At 30.8% G+C, this 17,571-nt stretch carries 19 protein-coding genes; 4 read left to right on the top strand and 15 right to left on the bottom strand.

Annotated features, from left to right (window positions below; all coding sequences use genetic code 11):
• Window positions 1-17: 17 nt before the first annotated feature.
• On the bottom strand, window positions 18-1,382 hold the full coding sequence (gene hemN / locus Q0739_RS11645; RefSeq protein WP_298238904.1) for an oxygen-independent coproporphyrinogen III oxidase: 1,365 nt from the start codon (window positions 1,380-1,382) through the stop codon (window positions 18-20).
• 124 nt (window positions 1,383-1,506) lie between these two features.
• Between hemN and Q0739_RS11640 the strand changes: the two genes are divergently transcribed.
• Entirely contained in the window at window positions 1,507-2,082 is a 576-nt protein-coding gene (locus tag Q0739_RS11640) for a superoxide dismutase family protein (protein ID WP_298238903.1), read from the top strand.
• Between the two features lie 199 nt (window positions 2,083-2,281).
• Here Q0739_RS11640 and Q0739_RS11635 read toward each other — a convergent pair whose 3' ends face one another.
• From Q0739_RS11635 to Q0739_RS11575, 13 genes are all read right to left on the bottom strand, one after another.
• A complete protein-coding gene (locus Q0739_RS11635; protein WP_298238902.1) occupies window positions 2,282-2,983 on the bottom strand; it encodes a response regulator transcription factor in 702 nt (233 codons plus the stop codon).
• A 3-nt stretch (window positions 2,984-2,986) separates the two neighbouring features.
• Window positions 2,987-4,561: a HAMP domain-containing sensor histidine kinase gene (locus Q0739_RS11630; RefSeq protein ID WP_298238924.1), complete on the bottom strand. Its 1,575-nt coding sequence runs from the start codon at window positions 4,559-4,561 to the stop codon at window positions 2,987-2,989.
• Window positions 4,562-4,636: 75 nt separating this feature from the next.
• Window positions 4,637-5,224, bottom strand: a complete 588-nt coding sequence (coaE, locus tag Q0739_RS11625) for a dephospho-CoA kinase (protein WP_298238901.1) — start codon at window positions 5,222-5,224, stop codon at window positions 4,637-4,639.
• Window positions 5,221-6,087: a CdaR family protein gene (locus tag Q0739_RS11620; protein WP_298238900.1), complete on the bottom strand. Its 867-nt coding sequence runs from the start codon at window positions 6,085-6,087 to the stop codon at window positions 5,221-5,223. The genes coaE and Q0739_RS11620 overlap by 4 nt, the downstream gene beginning before the upstream one ends.
• Before the next feature lie 89 nt (window positions 6,088-6,176).
• Complete coding sequence (locus Q0739_RS11615; protein ID WP_298238899.1) at window positions 6,177-7,184, bottom strand: glycosyltransferase; 1,008 nt, start codon at window positions 7,182-7,184, stop codon at window positions 6,177-6,179.
• A 63-nt stretch (window positions 7,185-7,247) separates the two neighbouring features.
• Window positions 7,248-8,063, bottom strand: a complete 816-nt coding sequence (locus tag Q0739_RS11610; protein ID WP_298238898.1) for an SDR family oxidoreductase — start codon at window positions 8,061-8,063, stop codon at window positions 7,248-7,250.
• 57 nt (window positions 8,064-8,120) lie between these two features.
• Window positions 8,121-9,773 (bottom strand): DNA repair protein RecN, encoded by a 1,653-nt coding sequence (recN, locus tag Q0739_RS11605; RefSeq protein WP_298238897.1) that lies wholly within the window; start codon window positions 9,771-9,773, stop codon window positions 8,121-8,123.
• A 57-nt stretch (window positions 9,774-9,830) separates the two neighbouring features.
• On the bottom strand, window positions 9,831-10,718 hold the full coding sequence (locus Q0739_RS11600) for a DUF4835 family protein (RefSeq protein WP_298238896.1): 888 nt from the start codon (window positions 10,716-10,718) through the stop codon (window positions 9,831-9,833).
• Window positions 10,711-11,922 (bottom strand): bifunctional phosphopantothenoylcysteine decarboxylase/phosphopantothenate--cysteine ligase CoaBC, encoded by a 1,212-nt coding sequence (coaBC, locus tag Q0739_RS11595; RefSeq protein ID WP_298238895.1) that lies wholly within the window; start codon window positions 11,920-11,922, stop codon window positions 10,711-10,713. Before coaBC ends, Q0739_RS11600 begins: the two co-directional genes overlap by 8 nt.
• A 5-nt stretch (window positions 11,923-11,927) precedes the next feature.
• Entirely contained in the window at window positions 11,928-12,257 is a 330-nt protein-coding gene (locus Q0739_RS11590; protein ID WP_298238923.1) for a DNA-directed RNA polymerase subunit omega, read from the bottom strand.
• 11 nt (window positions 12,258-12,268) lie between these two features.
• Window positions 12,269-13,069 (bottom strand): outer membrane protein assembly factor BamD, encoded by an 801-nt coding sequence (gene bamD, locus Q0739_RS11585; RefSeq protein ID WP_298238894.1) that lies wholly within the window; start codon window positions 13,067-13,069, stop codon window positions 12,269-12,271.
• A 114-nt stretch (window positions 13,070-13,183) separates the two neighbouring features.
• Window positions 13,184-14,065 carry a 4-hydroxy-tetrahydrodipicolinate synthase gene (dapA, locus tag Q0739_RS11580; protein WP_298238893.1) on the bottom strand — a complete coding sequence of 294 codons (882 nt, stop codon included), beginning with the start codon at window positions 14,063-14,065 and terminating at the stop codon, window positions 13,184-13,186.
• 1 nt (window position 14,066) lies between these two features.
• Complete coding sequence (locus Q0739_RS11575; RefSeq protein ID WP_298238892.1) at window positions 14,067-14,585, bottom strand: hypothetical protein; 519 nt, start codon at window positions 14,583-14,585, stop codon at window positions 14,067-14,069.
• A 94-nt stretch (window positions 14,586-14,679) separates the two neighbouring features.
• On the opposite strand from Q0739_RS11575, the gene Q0739_RS11570 reads away from it, so the two are divergent.
• The 3 genes from Q0739_RS11570 to Q0739_RS11560 all read left to right on the top strand — a co-directional run bounded on the left by Q0739_RS11570 (window position 14,680) and on the right by Q0739_RS11560 (window position 16,773).
• Entirely contained in the window at window positions 14,680-15,402 is a 723-nt protein-coding gene (locus Q0739_RS11570; protein WP_366140795.1) for a 5'-nucleotidase C-terminal domain-containing protein, read from the top strand.
• Between the two features lie 9 nt (window positions 15,403-15,411).
• Entirely contained in the window at window positions 15,412-16,329 is a 918-nt protein-coding gene (locus Q0739_RS11565; protein WP_298238890.1) for a metallophosphatase, read from the top strand.
• Between the two features lie 66 nt (window positions 16,330-16,395).
• Entirely contained in the window at window positions 16,396-16,773 is a 378-nt protein-coding gene (locus Q0739_RS11560; RefSeq protein ID WP_298238889.1) for a DoxX family membrane protein, read from the top strand.
• Here the strand turns inward: Q0739_RS11560 and Q0739_RS11555 are convergent, their stop codons facing one another.
• Window positions 16,774-17,511 carry a hypothetical protein gene (locus Q0739_RS11555; RefSeq protein WP_298238888.1) on the bottom strand — a complete coding sequence of 246 codons (738 nt, stop codon included), beginning with the start codon at window positions 17,509-17,511 and terminating at the stop codon, window positions 16,774-16,776.
• Window positions 17,512-17,571: the final 60 nt, after the last annotated feature.

The raw sequence follows: 17,571 nt of genomic DNA, 5'->3' as shown, positions 1-17,571 counted from the left end.
GGTAATAGTGTTTTAAGTTAAACAGTCATCGAAAACAATTTTGTTTCGGGTTGCTTTCGTTGTAACAACAAATCGAATGCCATACAAATATTTCGCACAAATGGACGGCCTTTTTTAGTCACCTCAACATAATTAGTTCCTATGTTAATTAATTCATCAGCTTCCATTTCTTTCAGCATAATGAGTACGTCTGGTAATTCTTTAAAACATAAACTTTCGTCTTTCCAAGATGTTTTAAATTGACACATCAAGTTTAGTATATGTTTTCGAATAATTAAATCTTCATTATTTAAAATATGACCTCTAAAAACAGGCAGAATATTTTCTTTAATTAAATGATAATACTCTTCAATTCCTTTAACATTTTGTGAGAATCCGTACCAACTATCACTAATAGACGACACCCCCAAGCCAATCATCGCTTTTGTTTTAGAAGCTGTATAGCCCATAAAATTTCTGTGTAGTTTACTTTCAATCATCGATTGGTATAAACTATCTGTTGGTAACGCAAAATGATCCATACCTATTTCAGAATAGCCAATTTCTGTTAATAATTCTTTTCCAAATTCATACTGCTGTCTTTTTTCTTTAGCATTAGGTAAATCTAAATCATTAAATCCTCTTTGTCCATTTCCTTTTATCCATGGCACATGTGCATAGCTGTAAAAGGCCAATCTATCTGGACGCAAAGCTTTGGTCTTAACAATAGTTTCTTTTACATGTTCTAAAGTTTGGAATGGCAATCCAAATATAATATCGTGTCCTATAGATGTATATCCAATTTCTCTAGCCAACTCTGTAGCTCTCTTAACATTATCAAACGGTTGAATTCTTCTAATAGCTTTTTGAACCGTTTCATTATAATCTTGCACACCATAGCTTACGCGCCTAAATCCAACATTAAACAAAGCCTGAAGATGTTCTCTAGTAGTATTATTTGGATGCCCCTCGAGGCTAAACTCATAATTTTCAGCAAGAATAGCATGCTTTAAAATGCCATTTACTAGTCGTTCTAAGTTTTCTGGGCTAAAAAATGTTGGTGTCCCTCCACCTAAGTGTATTTCTTTAATTACGGGTTTACTTCCTAAAATTTCTAAATATAAATGCCACTCTTTTAATACGGCATTTATGTATGGAGACTCAACACTATGTTGCTTTGTTATACGTTTGTTACACCCACAAAACGTACACATACTTTCGCAAAACGGTAAATGAATGTATATACTTATACCTTCATCCAAATTGCTTTCATTAAAAGACTGCATTAATGACGTCTTCCATTTTTTTAATGAAAACGTATCACCATCCCAATAAGGAACAGTTGGATAACTGGTATAGCGAGGACCCGCTACATTGTATTTATTTACTAATGAACTTGACATACCTAACAATTAATACATCAAAACTACAATATGGATTTACCAAAAAATATGATATATGTCATGTTGAATATTTGCAATTCATTGAATTATCCACTAACTTTCCATGAATTAAAAATGAAAAAAAATGAAAAAAATTAACTTCTTATTAATTGTCTTCGCATTAAGTATATGTTCATGTAAAAATGAAAAAAAGGTTGAGAAACCTATAGAAAGTGAACCCGTAGTAGAGGAAGTAAAAGTTATAACCCCTAAAAGCATCACGGCAACTTTAAGTGCTAAAAGTGACAGTAATGTATCTGGAGAAGTTATATTTAAAGAAGTTAATGGCAGTATTGAAATGAGCGCTGTTATGAGTGGTTTAACACCTGGTGTTCATGCTATTCATTTACATCAAACCGCAGATTGTTCTTCTGCAGACGGAAAATCTACTGGAGGGCACTGGAATCCAACTAACGAACCACACGGTAAATGGGGAGCTACAGATGGCTACCACAAAGGTGATATTGGCAACTTTACAGCAGATGAATCTGGGAATGGAAAAATTGAATTTACAACAGACCAATGGTGTATTGGTTGCGATGATGAAACTAAAAATATTATTGGTAAAGCCGTTATTGTTCATGCAGGCGAAGACGATTTAACATCTCAACCATCTGGTGCAGCTGGTGCTCGTGTAAGTTGCGCTGGGGTTATTGAGTAAAATAAATTGTAATGAAAAACCATTCGAAAACAACCCGAAGAAATTTTATTAAAGGAACAACCTCGCAGCAAACTGAAAAGGAATTCTTTAAATTAAAAATAGAAATACATTAATAAAACCTCTACTCTTTTCGGGGTATCGCCCAAAACAAAAAAACCAGCAAAGGCTGGTTTTTTTTTATACGTTTTAATAAAATATTCTAATTAACAACCAATCTAAATCCTTCACCATGGATGTTAAGTATTTCCACTTTTTCATCTAATTTTAAATACTTTCTAAGTTTAGCAATATATACATCCATACTTCTAGAAGTAAAGTAATTATCGTCTCTCCAAATTTTTGTTAAGGCCAATTCTCGTGGCATTAAATCGTTTTCATGTAATGCTAATAAACGTAACAATTCATTTTCTTTAGGAGACAACTTAATAGGATCGCCACCATTATAGCGCAAGAAGCGTAATTTAGAGTTTAAATCGAAACCTCCAATTTTAAACTCAAATTGTTTGCTGTCAGATATAGTTTCGGTTGCCTTTCTTTGTATGATTGCTTTAATTTTCATTAGCAATACTTCACTATCAAAAGGTTTATTTAAGTAATCGTCTGCACCTACTTTGTAACCTTTTAGCACATCTTCTTTCATTGCTTTAGCAGTTAAGAAAACAATAGGCACATCGGTGTTTTTTTCACGTATTTCTTTAGCTAATGTAAAACCATCTTTATACGGCATCATAACATCAAGAATACATAAATCGAAATCGTCTTTCTTAAATTTCTCGAAGCCTTCCATACCGTTTTTAGCATGAACTACATCGTAATCATTCATCATTAAATAATCTTTAAGAACGGTTCCAAAATTAGGATCATCCTCCACTAACAAAATTTTCTTGTTTATTTCTTCCATATTCTAAGTTATTATTGGAAGCTTTATGGTAAAAGTACTTCCTTTTTCTTTTTCACTTTCTACAGATACATAACCTTGGTGGTCTTCTACTATCCGTTTAACATAAGCTAAGCCTAAACCATGACCTTTTACATTATGTATGTTTCCTGTGTGTTCTCTATAAAATTTTTCAAACGCACGTTTAGCAGCAGTTTTACTCATACCACTACCATGATCTTTTATTTTTAATATAATATTTGTTCCTACATTTTCTGTTGACACTTCTATTTTTGGAGCATCGGGCGAATATTTTATGGCATTATCTAAAATATTAACTATTACATTGGTAAAATGTGTTTCGTTTGCCAAAACAGACGATTTACCAGCATTCAAATACGTTTTGATATAACCTTGCTTATCCTCTACAATAAGCTCAACATGTGTTATAGCATCAAGAATTAAGTCGTGTAACTTAACTCTATCCTTACTAATATTTAGTTCATTTTTATCGAGTTTAGATATTCTTAATACATTTTCAACCTGCGCATGCATTCGCTTATTTTCATCTTTTATCATATTAAGATAACGAATTACCTTCTCTTTATTATCAATAACCTTAGGATTTTTTATAGCATCTAATGCTAGATTAATTGTAGCAATAGGAGTTTTAAACTCATGTGTCATATTATTGATGAAATCTGTTTTAATCTGTGATATTTTACGTTGTTTAATTAACTGAAATAATGCACTTGAATAGGCTATTATAATAATTGAGGTGAAAATAACAGACAACAAAATCATGCCTAAAATTGAAGACAAAATGAACTTGCTATCTTCTGGAAAATTGACGAGTAATTTATAATTACTCACATTATTTTCATCATAAAACATAGGCACACTAAATGTTGAAGCTTTGCTATACTCAAAATCATCACTGTGAATTTTGGTAGCTAAATCGTTGCCGTAAATAGCAAACTCAAAATCTATATCAATATCGTTCTCTTTTAACTTTTTAGAAAGTAAAAAATCTACTTCCTCTTGAGAAACCCTTTTATGTACTGGCGTTCTTTTAGAAATAGCTTTAAAATCTCTTTCGAAACTTAACTTTTGGGCTTCATTCAAACTCCCATTATTAATAATATTTAATATTGGGGCTTGATCTAAATCTTTTTCTGAAAACTCAACATTGTTATAAATTTCAGTGTTTGAACTTGCTATAATGTTTTTAATATTAATACTATCTAAACCAATGTCAAAGAGCGATGAAGACAACTTATAGTTTTCTTCTAAAACACCACTTTTATATATAAGTGTTTGCTTTGTGTCCTTATTCTGCTGATAAATAAATAACTGCGATACAGAAACTGAATCTGCCTCCTTTTTTTCATTAACTAAGCTTTGATACTTTTGAAAATAAGTAGCTAATTCGTCCTTTTCAATCTGATTAGAAACGTACGTTAATGACTTCTTGACATTAAACGTAAAGCGCTCCTTCTCATTATTTACAGCGTCCTTAATATAATAAGCCTGTACGAATATGATTCCTATAAGTGACAAACTCATTAAAAGAACCAATAGGATGAAAATTCTCTTACTCATCATTCAAAATTAACATTTTAACATTTAGGGGACTTATCATTTAACCTTACATTAACAAAAATGTTAAAATTAAGACTAACTTAATCTGTCAAGTAGTATGTAGTGGAGGTTTTCTACTTGAGAAATAGTGTCTTCCATATCTATGTTTTCTATAACATAATCGGATAATTTAACCTTTTCGGCATCACTCCATTGATTCTGCATGATGGCTTCAATTTTTTCTATAGTTGTAGCTTCTCGTTTAAGTAAACGCTCAATTTTTATAGGCTCTGAAGCCGTAACGGTAATAACAAAATCGCAAGCTTTGTAGCCATTATTTTCAAATAGTATTGCAACTTCTTTTATAACATAAGGTGCATCTTGTTTGAGTAGCCATCTATCAAAATGTTTAGCGACTTTCGGATGAATTATAGCATTCATCTTTTCTAAATAAGCTTTATCATTAAAAATTATTTCTGCAATAAAAGGTTTATTTAACTGTCCGTCAACATACGCTTTTTTACCAAACAATTGCAATAATTTACGTTTAATAACTTTAGATTTGCGCATCAATTTTTTGGCTTCTCTATCTGCAATATATACTGGAATACCTAAAGATTTAAAAACCTTAGCCACTGTGGTTTTACCACTTCCTATTCCTCCTGTAAGTCCTACAATAGTCATTCTAATATAATAAACTCAATATGTTGCTGATTTAGTTTTACGGTCTTAGCAAACTCAGATTTGTTTCTAATTTCTGGTAATAGAAACGATTGTTTCTCTGCTAGTTTACTATAATCACAAACTACCTTAAAATCTTTTGCTTTTACCTTATTAAAATTACTTAAACTGGTATAAAAAGTCACATTTACTTCTTTGGGGAAATATTTAAGTAATAATCCTTCAGGGATATTTAATATAGTTATTGGAACTTTAACAACCCCTTCGGTAAACTTTTCTACAACAGCATTTAAAGCTACAGTTTCGTTTGAAAGCTTAATCCCTTCATCTGGTAATATCAATTTAACTACACTTTGTATATCCGACTTTACATCATTTAAGCTTACAAGTTCTGTTTCTATATATTTAAACTGCGATGCAAGCGAATGTGGGCCAATAACTTTTATGGAATCGGGCTCTAACTTAAATTCATCAGAAATATCAAAACCTTGGGTAAATGCAATATCTGTTTTTAAAATTACTGGAACTTTCTTTACTAAATTAACATCAAAATTGAACTTTAAAGAACTTGGAGAGATATTTATTAATTCCACTTGATTCGATATACTTCTATTTGTAATAAATGTAATTACAGGCTTATCACAGGTAAAAACAGAGTTTGAAACCTCCACGTCTTTAGAGAAATCTATCGTAATTTTTGGTTTGTTTAAATAATAATTCAACCATTTGAACCCATGCGTTTTTAATGTTACATTTACTACGGAATCTGAATTTTTTAAGATGACATTTTCCTCTGGTACATTAATTTTTTCAATTTTAAATGCTAATGTATTTGTATAATTTTTTGATAATTTGGTAAATATCAAAATCAAAAAAGACATCAATAAAAACAGCAGGAAAATATTTATTTTTCTACTTTTAACTAAAACTAGTATTTGACTTCTAATATTTTTTATCATACTTTATTAAAAAACAAGTGAGGAAAATAGCTTTCAGCCTTTTTCTTAAAAATATTTATTGCCAATGTTGATTTTAAAAACCCATAACCATACCCGAAAAACTGAACAACAATTGCAACTAACGCTAAAATTGCAACAATTAGATTCTTTGTTGATACTAAAGCCAATAAAAAGACTACTAAAAAATACAATATATAAACCATTAATAGCCATTTAAAATTAAAAATCCATAATAAAACAGCCAATAATAACCCTAAAACAAAAACTGTTGGAAACCAATAAGTTAGCTTTATAGTTTTTGGATGCCACGCGTTTAATATTGGTCTAACCAAACCAAATTTATTGACCTGCTTATAGAATTTACGCCATGATATTCTTCGTTTATGGTATACAAAAGCTGTTGGAATTAACTTCGTTTTATAACCTAAATGCCATAGTCTAATTGATAAATCTGGATCTTCACCTGGATGAATACGCCCAAATCCATTTGATGCATTAAAAGCTTCTTTTGAAAGCCCCATATTAAAGCTTCTTGGTTGAAACCTATCTACACTATTTTTATTCCCCCTAATACCTCCTGTAGTTATAACAGATGTCATAGAAAAATTAATAGCCTTCTGCAAATTGGAAAAGGACTCGTGAGCTGCATCTGGGCCACCGAAACAATCTACGTATGTGTTATTTAAACTTTTCTCTATTTCAGATAGGTAGTTCTCGGGCAAAATGCAATCGGAATCTAAAATAATAAAATAGTTTCCTTTAGCTTTTTTCATTCCAAAATTCCTAGAGTCTCCAGGTCCAGAATTTTCTTTGAAATAATAAGAAATATTGAGGCCATTATTAAAATATTCTACTACCTCTTTAGAGCTGATATTTGAACCATCTTCTACAATAACAATTTCAAAGGGTGTAGTTGTTTTTAAGGCACAAAAACTTTGTAATAACTCCTTTATTTCTTCGGGACGATTATAAACAGGAATAATAAAAGAAAACTCTAGCTCCATAACACAAATGTAACAAAAAAGCCACCGTTTTAAGGGTGGCTCTTTTGCAATATTAATATAATTTTATTCTTCTCCAACAAAGGTACTCATTACTGCATCGCTTACTCCCATATTACTAAACCCGCCGTCATGAAACAAGTTTTGTAAGGTTACTCGCTTAGTTAAATCACTAAAAAGTGACACGGTATAATTAGCGCAATCAAGAGCTGTAGCATTACCAAGTGGTGACATTTTATCTGCATAAGCAATAAAGCCATCAAATCCTTTTACACCGCTACCAGCGGTAGTTGGTGTTGGAGATTGAGAAATTGTATTTACACGTACATTTTTATCTCTTCCAAAGAAATAACCAAAACTACGGGCGATACTTTCTAAATACGCTTTGTTATCGGCCATATCATTATAATCTGGAAATACACGTTGTGCAGCCATATAAGTCAAAGCAACAATACTTCCCCACTCATTCATTGCATCTGCTTTGTAAAGCGTTTGCATTACTTTATGAAAAGACATTGCAGAAACATCTGTTCCTTTTTGTGTCCATGCATAATTTTGATCTGTATAATGTTTTCCTTTTCTAACATTAATAGACATGCCTATGGAGTGCAAAACGAAATCGATTTTACCGCCAAGAATTTCCATAGATTGCTCTACTAGGTTCTTTAAATCTTCTTCTGAAGTTGCATCAGCTGGAATAATTTGAGAACCTGTTTTCTCTGCTAACTCATTAATTTGTCCCATTCTCATTGCAACAGGCGCATTTGTTAAGACGAACTGACCGCCTTCTTCATGCACACGTTCAGCCGTTTTCCAAGCAATTGAATTAGAGTCCAATGCTCCAAAAATAATTCCCTTTTTCCCTTTTAATAAATTATACATACCTAGTAATTTATATATTGATTAGTTATTAGTTTAATTAGCGCTCAAAGATAGTAATTAATTCAGCAACTCTTTAGCGTGGGCAATAGCTGATGATGATATATTTGTTCCTCCTAACATTTGCGCAATTTCTACAATTCGTTCATCATAATCTAATTTTACAAGTTTTGTAGTTGTAAAACCTTCGATATCTTCTTTATAAACTCTAAAGTGCGAATGTCCTTTTGCAGCTATCTGCGGTAAATGTGTAATTGAAAAAACTTGCATGCTTTTGCTCATATGCAACATGATATCTGCCATTTTATTCGATATTTCACCAGAAACACCCGTATCTATCTCGTCGAACATAATAGTAGGTAACTGCATATAATTTGATAAAATAGATTTAATTGCCAACATAATTCTTGACAATTCACCTCCAGATGCAGCTTTCTTTAATTCATTAAAATTTCCTCCTTTATTTGCTGAAAATAAAAAAGATAATACATCCTTACCATTAGAAAAATAAGTTTCTCCAAGCGAAACATCAATTTTAAATTGAGCATTAGGCATACCCAAGTCTGCTATAATAACTTCCAATTGTCCTTTCAACTTAGGAATGGCTTTAGATCGTTTTTTATGAATTTCTTGTGAAAGCTTATTTAGTATTAGTTCCTTTTCTGAAATAGCTAACTCATTTTTATGGATAGTTTCGTCTAAATTTTGAGCTACAGAAACTTTTTCGACTAATGCATCTCGAATAATAATTAATTCTGAAACTTCACGACATGCATGCTTATGTAATAAATTATTTAGAATTTGCAATTTAGAATTAACTTCCTCTAATCTATTTGGATCGGCTTCTAAGCTATCTTGTAACAAATATATTTCGCTAAAAATATCGTCCAAATCAATTAAACTGCTATTTATTCTATTATGTAAATCTTCGTATTTAGAAGATATAATACTTAGTTTCTGAAAATTATTTTTTAAAGTTGTTAAGGTTGTAATAACACCTATTTGCTCGTCACTAAATAGTTGATAAGACTCCGAAAGACTTTCTTTAATGTCTTCAACATTATTTAATGTTTCATACTCTTGTTCAAGTAGTTCTAGTTCACCTTCAATTAAATTAGCTTCTGTAAGTTCATTTAATAAAAACGTATTGTAATCCTGTTCTTTTATGGCTTCAGATTGAAAATTCACAAGTTCCTTCAATTCCTTTTGAAGGATTTTATAGTGCTTTAATTCTTCTGAATAATGCTCTAATTGTTCTTCATTATTAGCCAACGCATCAATAACTTGAAATTGAAAATCGTTACTAACAATTTGTAAAGTTTGATGTTGAGAATGAATATCGATTAATCGTTCGCCTAAAATTTGCAAACTATTTAAGTTAACTGGTGAGTCGTTAACAAACGCTCTAGATTTTCCTGATGGTAAAATCTCTCTTCTAATAATAGTATGAGTTTCATAATCTAAATCTTCAGTTTCAAAAAGCGACTGAAGCTTATAATCTGTAATATTAAAAACAGCCTCGATAATACACTTCTTTGTATCGTCTTTTAGGCTACTTAAATCCGCCCGTTTTCCTAATATTAATGATAGACCACCTAAGAGTATCGATTTCCCAGCTCCAGTTTCTCCAGTTATAATAGAAAAACCATTGTTGAAATCTACTTGAAGTGAATCAATTAAGGCGTAGTTTTTTATAGATAATGATGTAAGCACTATAGTTCTATATTAGAAAAATAAATATACTAAAACGAGATTTAAAAGGAGGTATTCTTAGAACTTAATGTTTCGCCATTTACTTGAATGTGTTGGCGCCACTTTTTGCAATGTTTCTTTAACACTAGCTATATTTACATTAGGTCCATCTGTAAATATTTGTTCAATTTCTTCTGCCTTAGAATCAAAAAACGTACGCAGCAAAAATGAGTTTGGTCGTCGACTATTCATTGCTTCAAACTTCTTTAAAGAGCTAGCAATTTCCTCTTTACCTTTTTTTGCATTTTCACTCATAACGTCTAGACCTTCTCTATGGTAACTATACATGACATCTCGGTAAGCGGCAAACGTTGGTGACAGAACATTATCTATTAAGGCAAATCTACTTTGTAAACCATCTTCTAACTTCCACCCTTTAAAATTTTCTTGTTGAGAATAATTAACAATAGTCTGTGCTTGTTTGTAATATATATCTCCACCATTTTTTGAAAAAGAATCACCATCTAATGCCAAAACCATATTAACATGAAATGCCAAAACCGAAATTAAATTAGATGAAAATTGCGTTGGATTATATATTAAATTTTGAAATTCTAAATATCGAAATGAGAAATCTCTATCATTAAAATTATAAATTGGTGTATTAAATGAAGATCCATAAACGGGTCTTGATGATTGTACTTGAATAGAGCCTTGAAAAGCTTCACCACTATAGTCTGTTATAGTAATTACCATACTACAGTCTATTAATTCTTGTGGCTCAAACGTTCTATTTGTCCATTTAGTATTATTAACAAACTCTGTTAACTGCTTCTCTAAATTCTTAAAAATAGTAAGATTTTCGTTTCCTGTTTGTTGCGCATTTACAACCACGTTGCAATTTAATTCTTGAGAAAAACTAGCAATACTAAAACACAGTAAGAGAATATAAAAAATGTTACGCATGTATATGTTTTAAGATGTAACTTAATAAATCTTGAGCAACTTCGGTCTTTGTTTTTAACTCAAACTCGGTTACAATATCTTTATTATCAATAAAAGTAACTTTGTTTGTGTTTGTTTTAAAACCAGCTCCTTTGTCGTTTAACGAATTTAAAACAATTAAATTTAAATTCTTCTTTTTTAGTTTACCTTTTGCATTTTCAAGTTCGTTATTAGTTTCTAAAGCAAACCCGACTAAATACTGCTGTGTTTTAATTTGACCTAGCGAAGCTAAAATATCTTTCGTTTTTTCTAGCTCTAATGTTAACGTTGTATCTTTCTTTTTTATTTTCTGAGTAGCTACTTCTTTTGGTTTAAAATCTGCAACAGCAGCCGAAAGTATAGCTATATCAACATCATTAAAATATTGATGTACAGCATTATACATTTCTTGAGCACCAACTACGGGTATTGTATTAATTAACTTATGTGATACCTGTTGATGTGTTGGCCCTGTAATTAAAATAACTTCTGCTCCTAAGTTTGCAGATGCTTTAGCAATTTCGAAACCCATTTTACCGCTAGAATGATTCCCTATAAATCGAACAGGGTCAATAGCTTCGTAAGTTGGACCTGCAGTTATAAGCACTTTCTTTCCACGAAGTGGTAGTTTTTGCAACATATTGTCTTCAATGAAACTGACAATATCTTCAGGTTCTGCCATTCTTCCTTCACCAACTAATCCACTTGCTAGCTCCCCTTTTGTAGCTGGAATCATGATGTTGCCGTAACTTTTTAAGATCTTAAAAGATCTTAGTGTACTTTCATGCTTGTACATATCTAGATCCATAGCTGGTGCAAAATATACGGGGCACTTAGCAGATAAATAGGTTGCTAAAAGTAAATTATCGCACACACCATTTGCCATTTTAGACAAGGTATTTGCTGTGGCTGGCGCAATCAAAAATAAATCTGCCCACAGGCCTAAATCGACATGATTATTCCAAATAGCATTGTCGTCATCTTCATTTGTAAAAGATGAATAAACTGGGTTTTTAGAAAGTGTTGATAGTGTTAACGGCGTAATAAAATCTTTTGAAGATGGTGTCATCACAACTTTTACATTGGCACCAGATTTTACAAACAGCCTAACTAATGAAGCGGTTTTATAAGCGGCTATACCAGCACTTATGCCTAATAGTATATTTTTGCCGCTTAATAAACTCATAAATATTATTCCTGAGAATCTTCCTCAGTATTTCTAAAATAAATTTTATCTGTTAACCATTCCTGTACCGCTAAAGCATGAGGTTTTGGTAATTTTTCATAAAACTTAGAAACTTCAATCTGTTCTTTGTTTTCAAAAATTTCTTCAAGGCTATCATTATAAGTAGCGAATTCTTCTAACTTATCAATTAGCTCTTTTTTTATCTCTGTGTTAATTTGCTCTGCACGTCTAGAGATAATTGAAATTGACTCATAGATATTATCCGTTAATTCATCAACTTGGTTTCTGTCGTAAGTTACTGTATTAACAGGAGCCGTGGTTTTTTTTAAATCTATCTTCATGTGTATTAGCTTTTATTGCTATAATTTTTTAATTCGTTATCTATTTCAACCGCCATATTATTTACATCTTCAATATGCTCGGAATTTTTATAGGTCTTTATAAATGTATTGCAAGTAATTTTTGCCTCTTTTAATCGTTCTTCCTTTTTACTTTCTACACTATTAACAGCAAGTTTAAACGAAGAATCTAGCTTATAAAATAAGGCATCTTCTCGCAATGAAGATCCTGGGAATTCAAATATAAAGTTATCAAAAGATTTTATTGATGCCGGGTAATCTGATATGCGATTATACTGTTTAGCAATACTGTATGCTTTTTTTTCTAATTTGAAATCTAATTCTTGAACTAAATCACTGGCTTCTTTTAAATATTCAGAATCGGGAAATAGGTTGATAAAGTTTTGAAGTTTTTCAATAGCTTCTTTTGTTTCCTTCTGATCTTTAGTATAAGCAGGCGATAACATATAATAACTCTTAGCGCTTAAAAAAGAAGCTTCTTCTACCTTTTCACTTTTAGGATAACTTGTTGCGAAACGCTCAAACTGATAACCTGCGACATAATAATCATTCATTTTATAAAATGAATTAGAATACAAATACATAAGTTTTTCAGCTTGTGGCTTCCCTCTATAGTTAGGTACTATTTGAGCAAATAACCTATTAGCTTTAGCATATTTACCTTCGTTATAAAGATCTTCCCCCATTTTAAACTTAGGCGCAATTTCTTCAGCTTTTAATACTTTTTGATATTCACTACATGAACTTAACACAATGAATGCCAATAATATGTACAGAGATTTCTTCATAGATTTAAAACAGGATGCAAAATTAAGTTATTATTATGGATTTTAAAAATATAATTTTGCTACTAAAATAATTGTTGGAATACAGTAAATACAAGGTTTAAGTTATATTTAACATTAGTTAAATTCACTTACAAAACGCTTAATCTTCTCTTTTAATTGTTTTGATGCTGGAACAAGTGGTAATCGAACAGTGTCTTGACATAAATTAAGCGCCTCAAATACTGCCTTAATACCAGCTGGATTATTCTCTTCGAAAATATAATCTACCACATCCATTAACTTAAAATGCATATTGAAAGACGATTTAGAATCGCCTTTTAAACCTAAACGAATCATTTGCGAAAACTCCTTTGGAAAAGCCTGCCCAATAACAGAAATAACGCCTGCACCACCAGCTAAAACAACACTTAATGCCAAATCGTCATCACCAGAAATAACAAGAAAATCTTCTGGTTTGTTCTTAATTAATTGTAAGTATTGAGACACATTATTACCAGCTTCTTTTACTGCAATTACGTTGTTAAAATCTCTTGCCAATCTTAACGTTGTATCTGGTTCCATGTTTTTTGAAGTCCTACCTGGAACATTATACAAAATCACATCAATAGGTGATGCTTCAGAAATTGCTTTAAAATGCTGATAAATACCTTCTTGTGTGGGCTTACTATAATATGGTGACACAGATAAAATAGCATCTATATTACTAAAATTGGTTGTTTTAATTTCTTCAATAATACTTGCTGTATTGTTACCTCCAATACCTAAAACATTTGGCACACGCCCATTATTTGCTTCAACAATTGTTTTAATTACAGCTTTCTTTTCATCTTTAGTAAGCGTTACACTTTCACCTGTTGTACCACATATAACTAGATAATCGGTCCCATTTTCAATATTAAAATTAACGATATTGATTAAGGCATCATGGTCGATACTTAAATCTGCTTTAAAAGGTGTAACTAACGCAACTCCGGTTCCAAGGAACTTACTATTCATTTCAAATTTTATTTAATATAGTTAAGTACTTAAAAAGTTCTTTTTTAAATACGTTAAATTCGTTCAAATTGGTTTTTATAATTAAATCATTTAGTCTGGGGTCTGTTTGCAAAATCCCAACTTTAAATTTTGCTTTAGACAATCCAGTTAATAATTTTAACTCCAAATCGTCGCTTGTGTAATAACTTATAAGAGCATCATAAGATGTATCAAGAAACGATTGTAATTCAATATTTTTAATTGCCCCTTTCCAACCTATGTCTTTTGGGTTAAAACACACCTCCCAAAAATTAGGTTTTTCACTTTTTGTAGGGGAAAAAGCAATTACTTTTAATCTGTTAGGGCGTACTCTAATATAAGTGGCTAAGTTTCGGAAACGTTCGAAGTCATCAACCTCATCAATATTTAAAATAACCCCTAAACTTTTTATTTTACTATCATCTACATAAACATGACGTTTAGATAGTATTTTGTTTAAATACTTTTTATTAGATTTTTCTTTAAAACCCTTTAAAATCATTTATATTTATACTTTCCGCAAAGGTAACAAAAGTACTTTCAAAATATTCGTATAATATATGAGGATTACACATTTCTTTTTTTTGTTATATTTTTTGTTTTTTTTAAACTGCAAAAATGAAAAATTTCATCTTGTTAAAATTGAAGGTAAAAAAATTGAAATTTCAGACAGCTTAGAAACAGACCCTGAAATTGAAGCATTTATAGCACCATTTAGGAGTCATATTGAAAAAGATTTAGATAGTGTTCTAGCATATGCGCCCGAAACCTATTCTAAAACAGATGGGCATTTAAATACAGCTATTGGTAATTTTATGGCAGATGTGGTTTATGAAGAAGCTAACCCAATATTTAAAAAAAGAACAGGACATGATATTGATTTTGTTTTATTAAATCATGGTGGAATCCGTTCTATTATTTCTAAAGGTAATCTCAAAACAAGAACAGCTTATGAAATAATGCCTTTTGAAAATAGCATTGTAGTTGTTGCTCTAAAAAGTACACAAATTAATAGTTTAATTAACTATTTAAAAACAGCAAAACGAGCGCACCCTATATCAAAGTTAAAGCTTATACTTGATAAGGACTTTGAAGCTATTGAAGTTAGCATCAAAGGAAAAAGTATAGACCCAAATACCACATATTATGTTTGCACAAATGATTTTTTATATAATGGCGGAGACAGTATGACGTTCTTTAAACCTAATGATAGCTTATATATTCTTAACTACAAAATACGAAACGCTTTGATAGACCATTTAAAAAAGGTTGATACGATTAACCCAGTTATTGATGATAGATTTATCCAAATCAAATAATTTTTACAAATGAGACGTAGAGATTTTATACAACAAGCCGCTTCTGGAACTGCAGCCATAGCTATAGGAGCTATTGGTCTACAGTCTTTCACAAATTTTAAATCTAAAAAGAAAATAACTATTCTACATACAAACGATGTACATAGTCATATAGATGCTTTTGGCTCAGAAGATGGAAGAAATGCCAATAAAGGAGGCGTTGCAAGAAGAGCAAGTCTTATTGAATCCATAAGAAAAGAAAATGCACACACATTATTACTGGATGCAGGTGATATTTTTCAAGGCACACCATATTTTAATTACTATGGCGGTGAGTTAGAATTTAAAATCATGAGTAAACTAAAATACGACTTGGCTACCATTGGAAATCATGATTTTGACAATGGAATAGAAGGGCTTTATGCGCAATTACCTTACGCAGATTTTGAATTCGTTTCGGCAAACTACGATTTCTCAAACACCATAATGGATTCGCATACCAAACCTTATAAAATATTTTTAAAGGATGGTATTAAAATTGGAGTTTTTGGTTTAGGAATTGAGTTGAAAGGACTTGTTGATCCCTCTTTGTCTAAGGAAACAAAATATTTAGATCCTGTTGAAATTTCTCAAGAAATGACTAGAACATTAAAAGTTGATGAGCAATGCGATTTAATAATTTGTTTATCGCACCTAGGCTACCATTATAGAAATAATCCAAATAAAATAAGTGATTTAAAGCTCGCATCACTTACTAAGAATATAGATTTAATAATAGGTGGTCACACCCATACTTTTTTACCGAAACCAACAATTGTGAAAAATGCAGACGATAAGAATATGTTAGTAAATCAAGTTGGGTGTTATGGCTTAAATTTAGGAAAAATTGATTTTTATTTTGATTCTGAGAAAAACAAATCTGTAAACGGAACTTCTATTATTGTATAATTTTTTTTACTCTTATTGATAAGTACTAAGATTTTCTTCGTCTAAGGCATTATAAATTAACTTACCATGAAAAAAAACATACTTCTTGCACTTAGAATACTAGTTGCTCTTATTTTAATTCAAACGCTGCGATTCAAATTTACTGCGCATCCGGACAGTGTCTATATTTTTGAAAAAGTTGGACTCGAGCCTTTTGGAAGGATTGCTATAGGTATACTAGAACTTATAGCGGGTATCTTATTACTAATACCAAAAACCGTTTGGACAGGAGCATTATTAACGTTAGGCATTATTGGCGGCGCCATCATGATGCATTTAACCATGCTTGGAATAGAAATAAATGGAGATGGTGGATTATTATTTTCAACAGCAGTTTTTACTTTTATTTTAGCTGCAATTATTCTTTATCAGTTTAAAAAAGACATTCCTTTCTTAAAATTATAGTTATTTAAAAACCTCATTACCTGATAAAACCGTCGTATCTTCTTCACTTATTGTAGCCTGTTTATAAAATAAATAGAAGGCAATTACCATAAGCATCGTATAGAATATATCCAAGAGAATTTTAGACGAAATGTACAAATAAGCTATTTGAATTACTTCTGAAAAAACAACACAAAGAGATCCTAAGAACATTAATAATGACTTCTGCGAATCTTTATAAAGAAAATTAATAAGAGAAGCAGAAAGCACAAGAAGAATTGCAATAGTATATGTAGATTCGATAACAATTTCTCCTACAACTGCTAAATAAGGACTCATAATTTTGAAAAGCACATACAACAAGTACCCGTTTAAAAACCCTAAAACTAATAGATGCACAAAAAAGTTTCTTACAACTATTTTGAAATTTAATGATTTAATGATGGTATAAAATAAAACAGAATATGCCATAGCATATAAACCATTACATGCATAATATAAAAAAGAATAAGGTATGTTTTTAGCAATAAATGGCAATATATCTGATATAGATAACAATTCTGCTACTGAAAAAAGAACTAAAAACAAGACAAAACAACAACTTTTTGGTTTGTAGTTAATAATAAAGAGTGCCGTGATTGAAGGCACTATAAGACCTCTAGAAAATACAGCCAACCAGGACATATCGCTAAATTCAAATACCGCAAAAAACATACATAAAAGTATGATAAAACCTACTAAGATTTTTGATATGCTCATAACTAGAGTTTATTAGTTTAAGCAACAAATATAAAAAAATATTACAATTAAACGATAAAT

It is taken from the genome of uncultured Algibacter sp., from assembly GCF_947487605.1.
Classification (GTDB): Bacteria; Bacteroidota; Bacteroidia; order Flavobacteriales; family Flavobacteriaceae; genus Algibacter_D.
The sequence above is the reverse complement of the archived record's forward strand: the minus strand, read 5'-3'. Positions and strand labels throughout refer to the sequence as shown.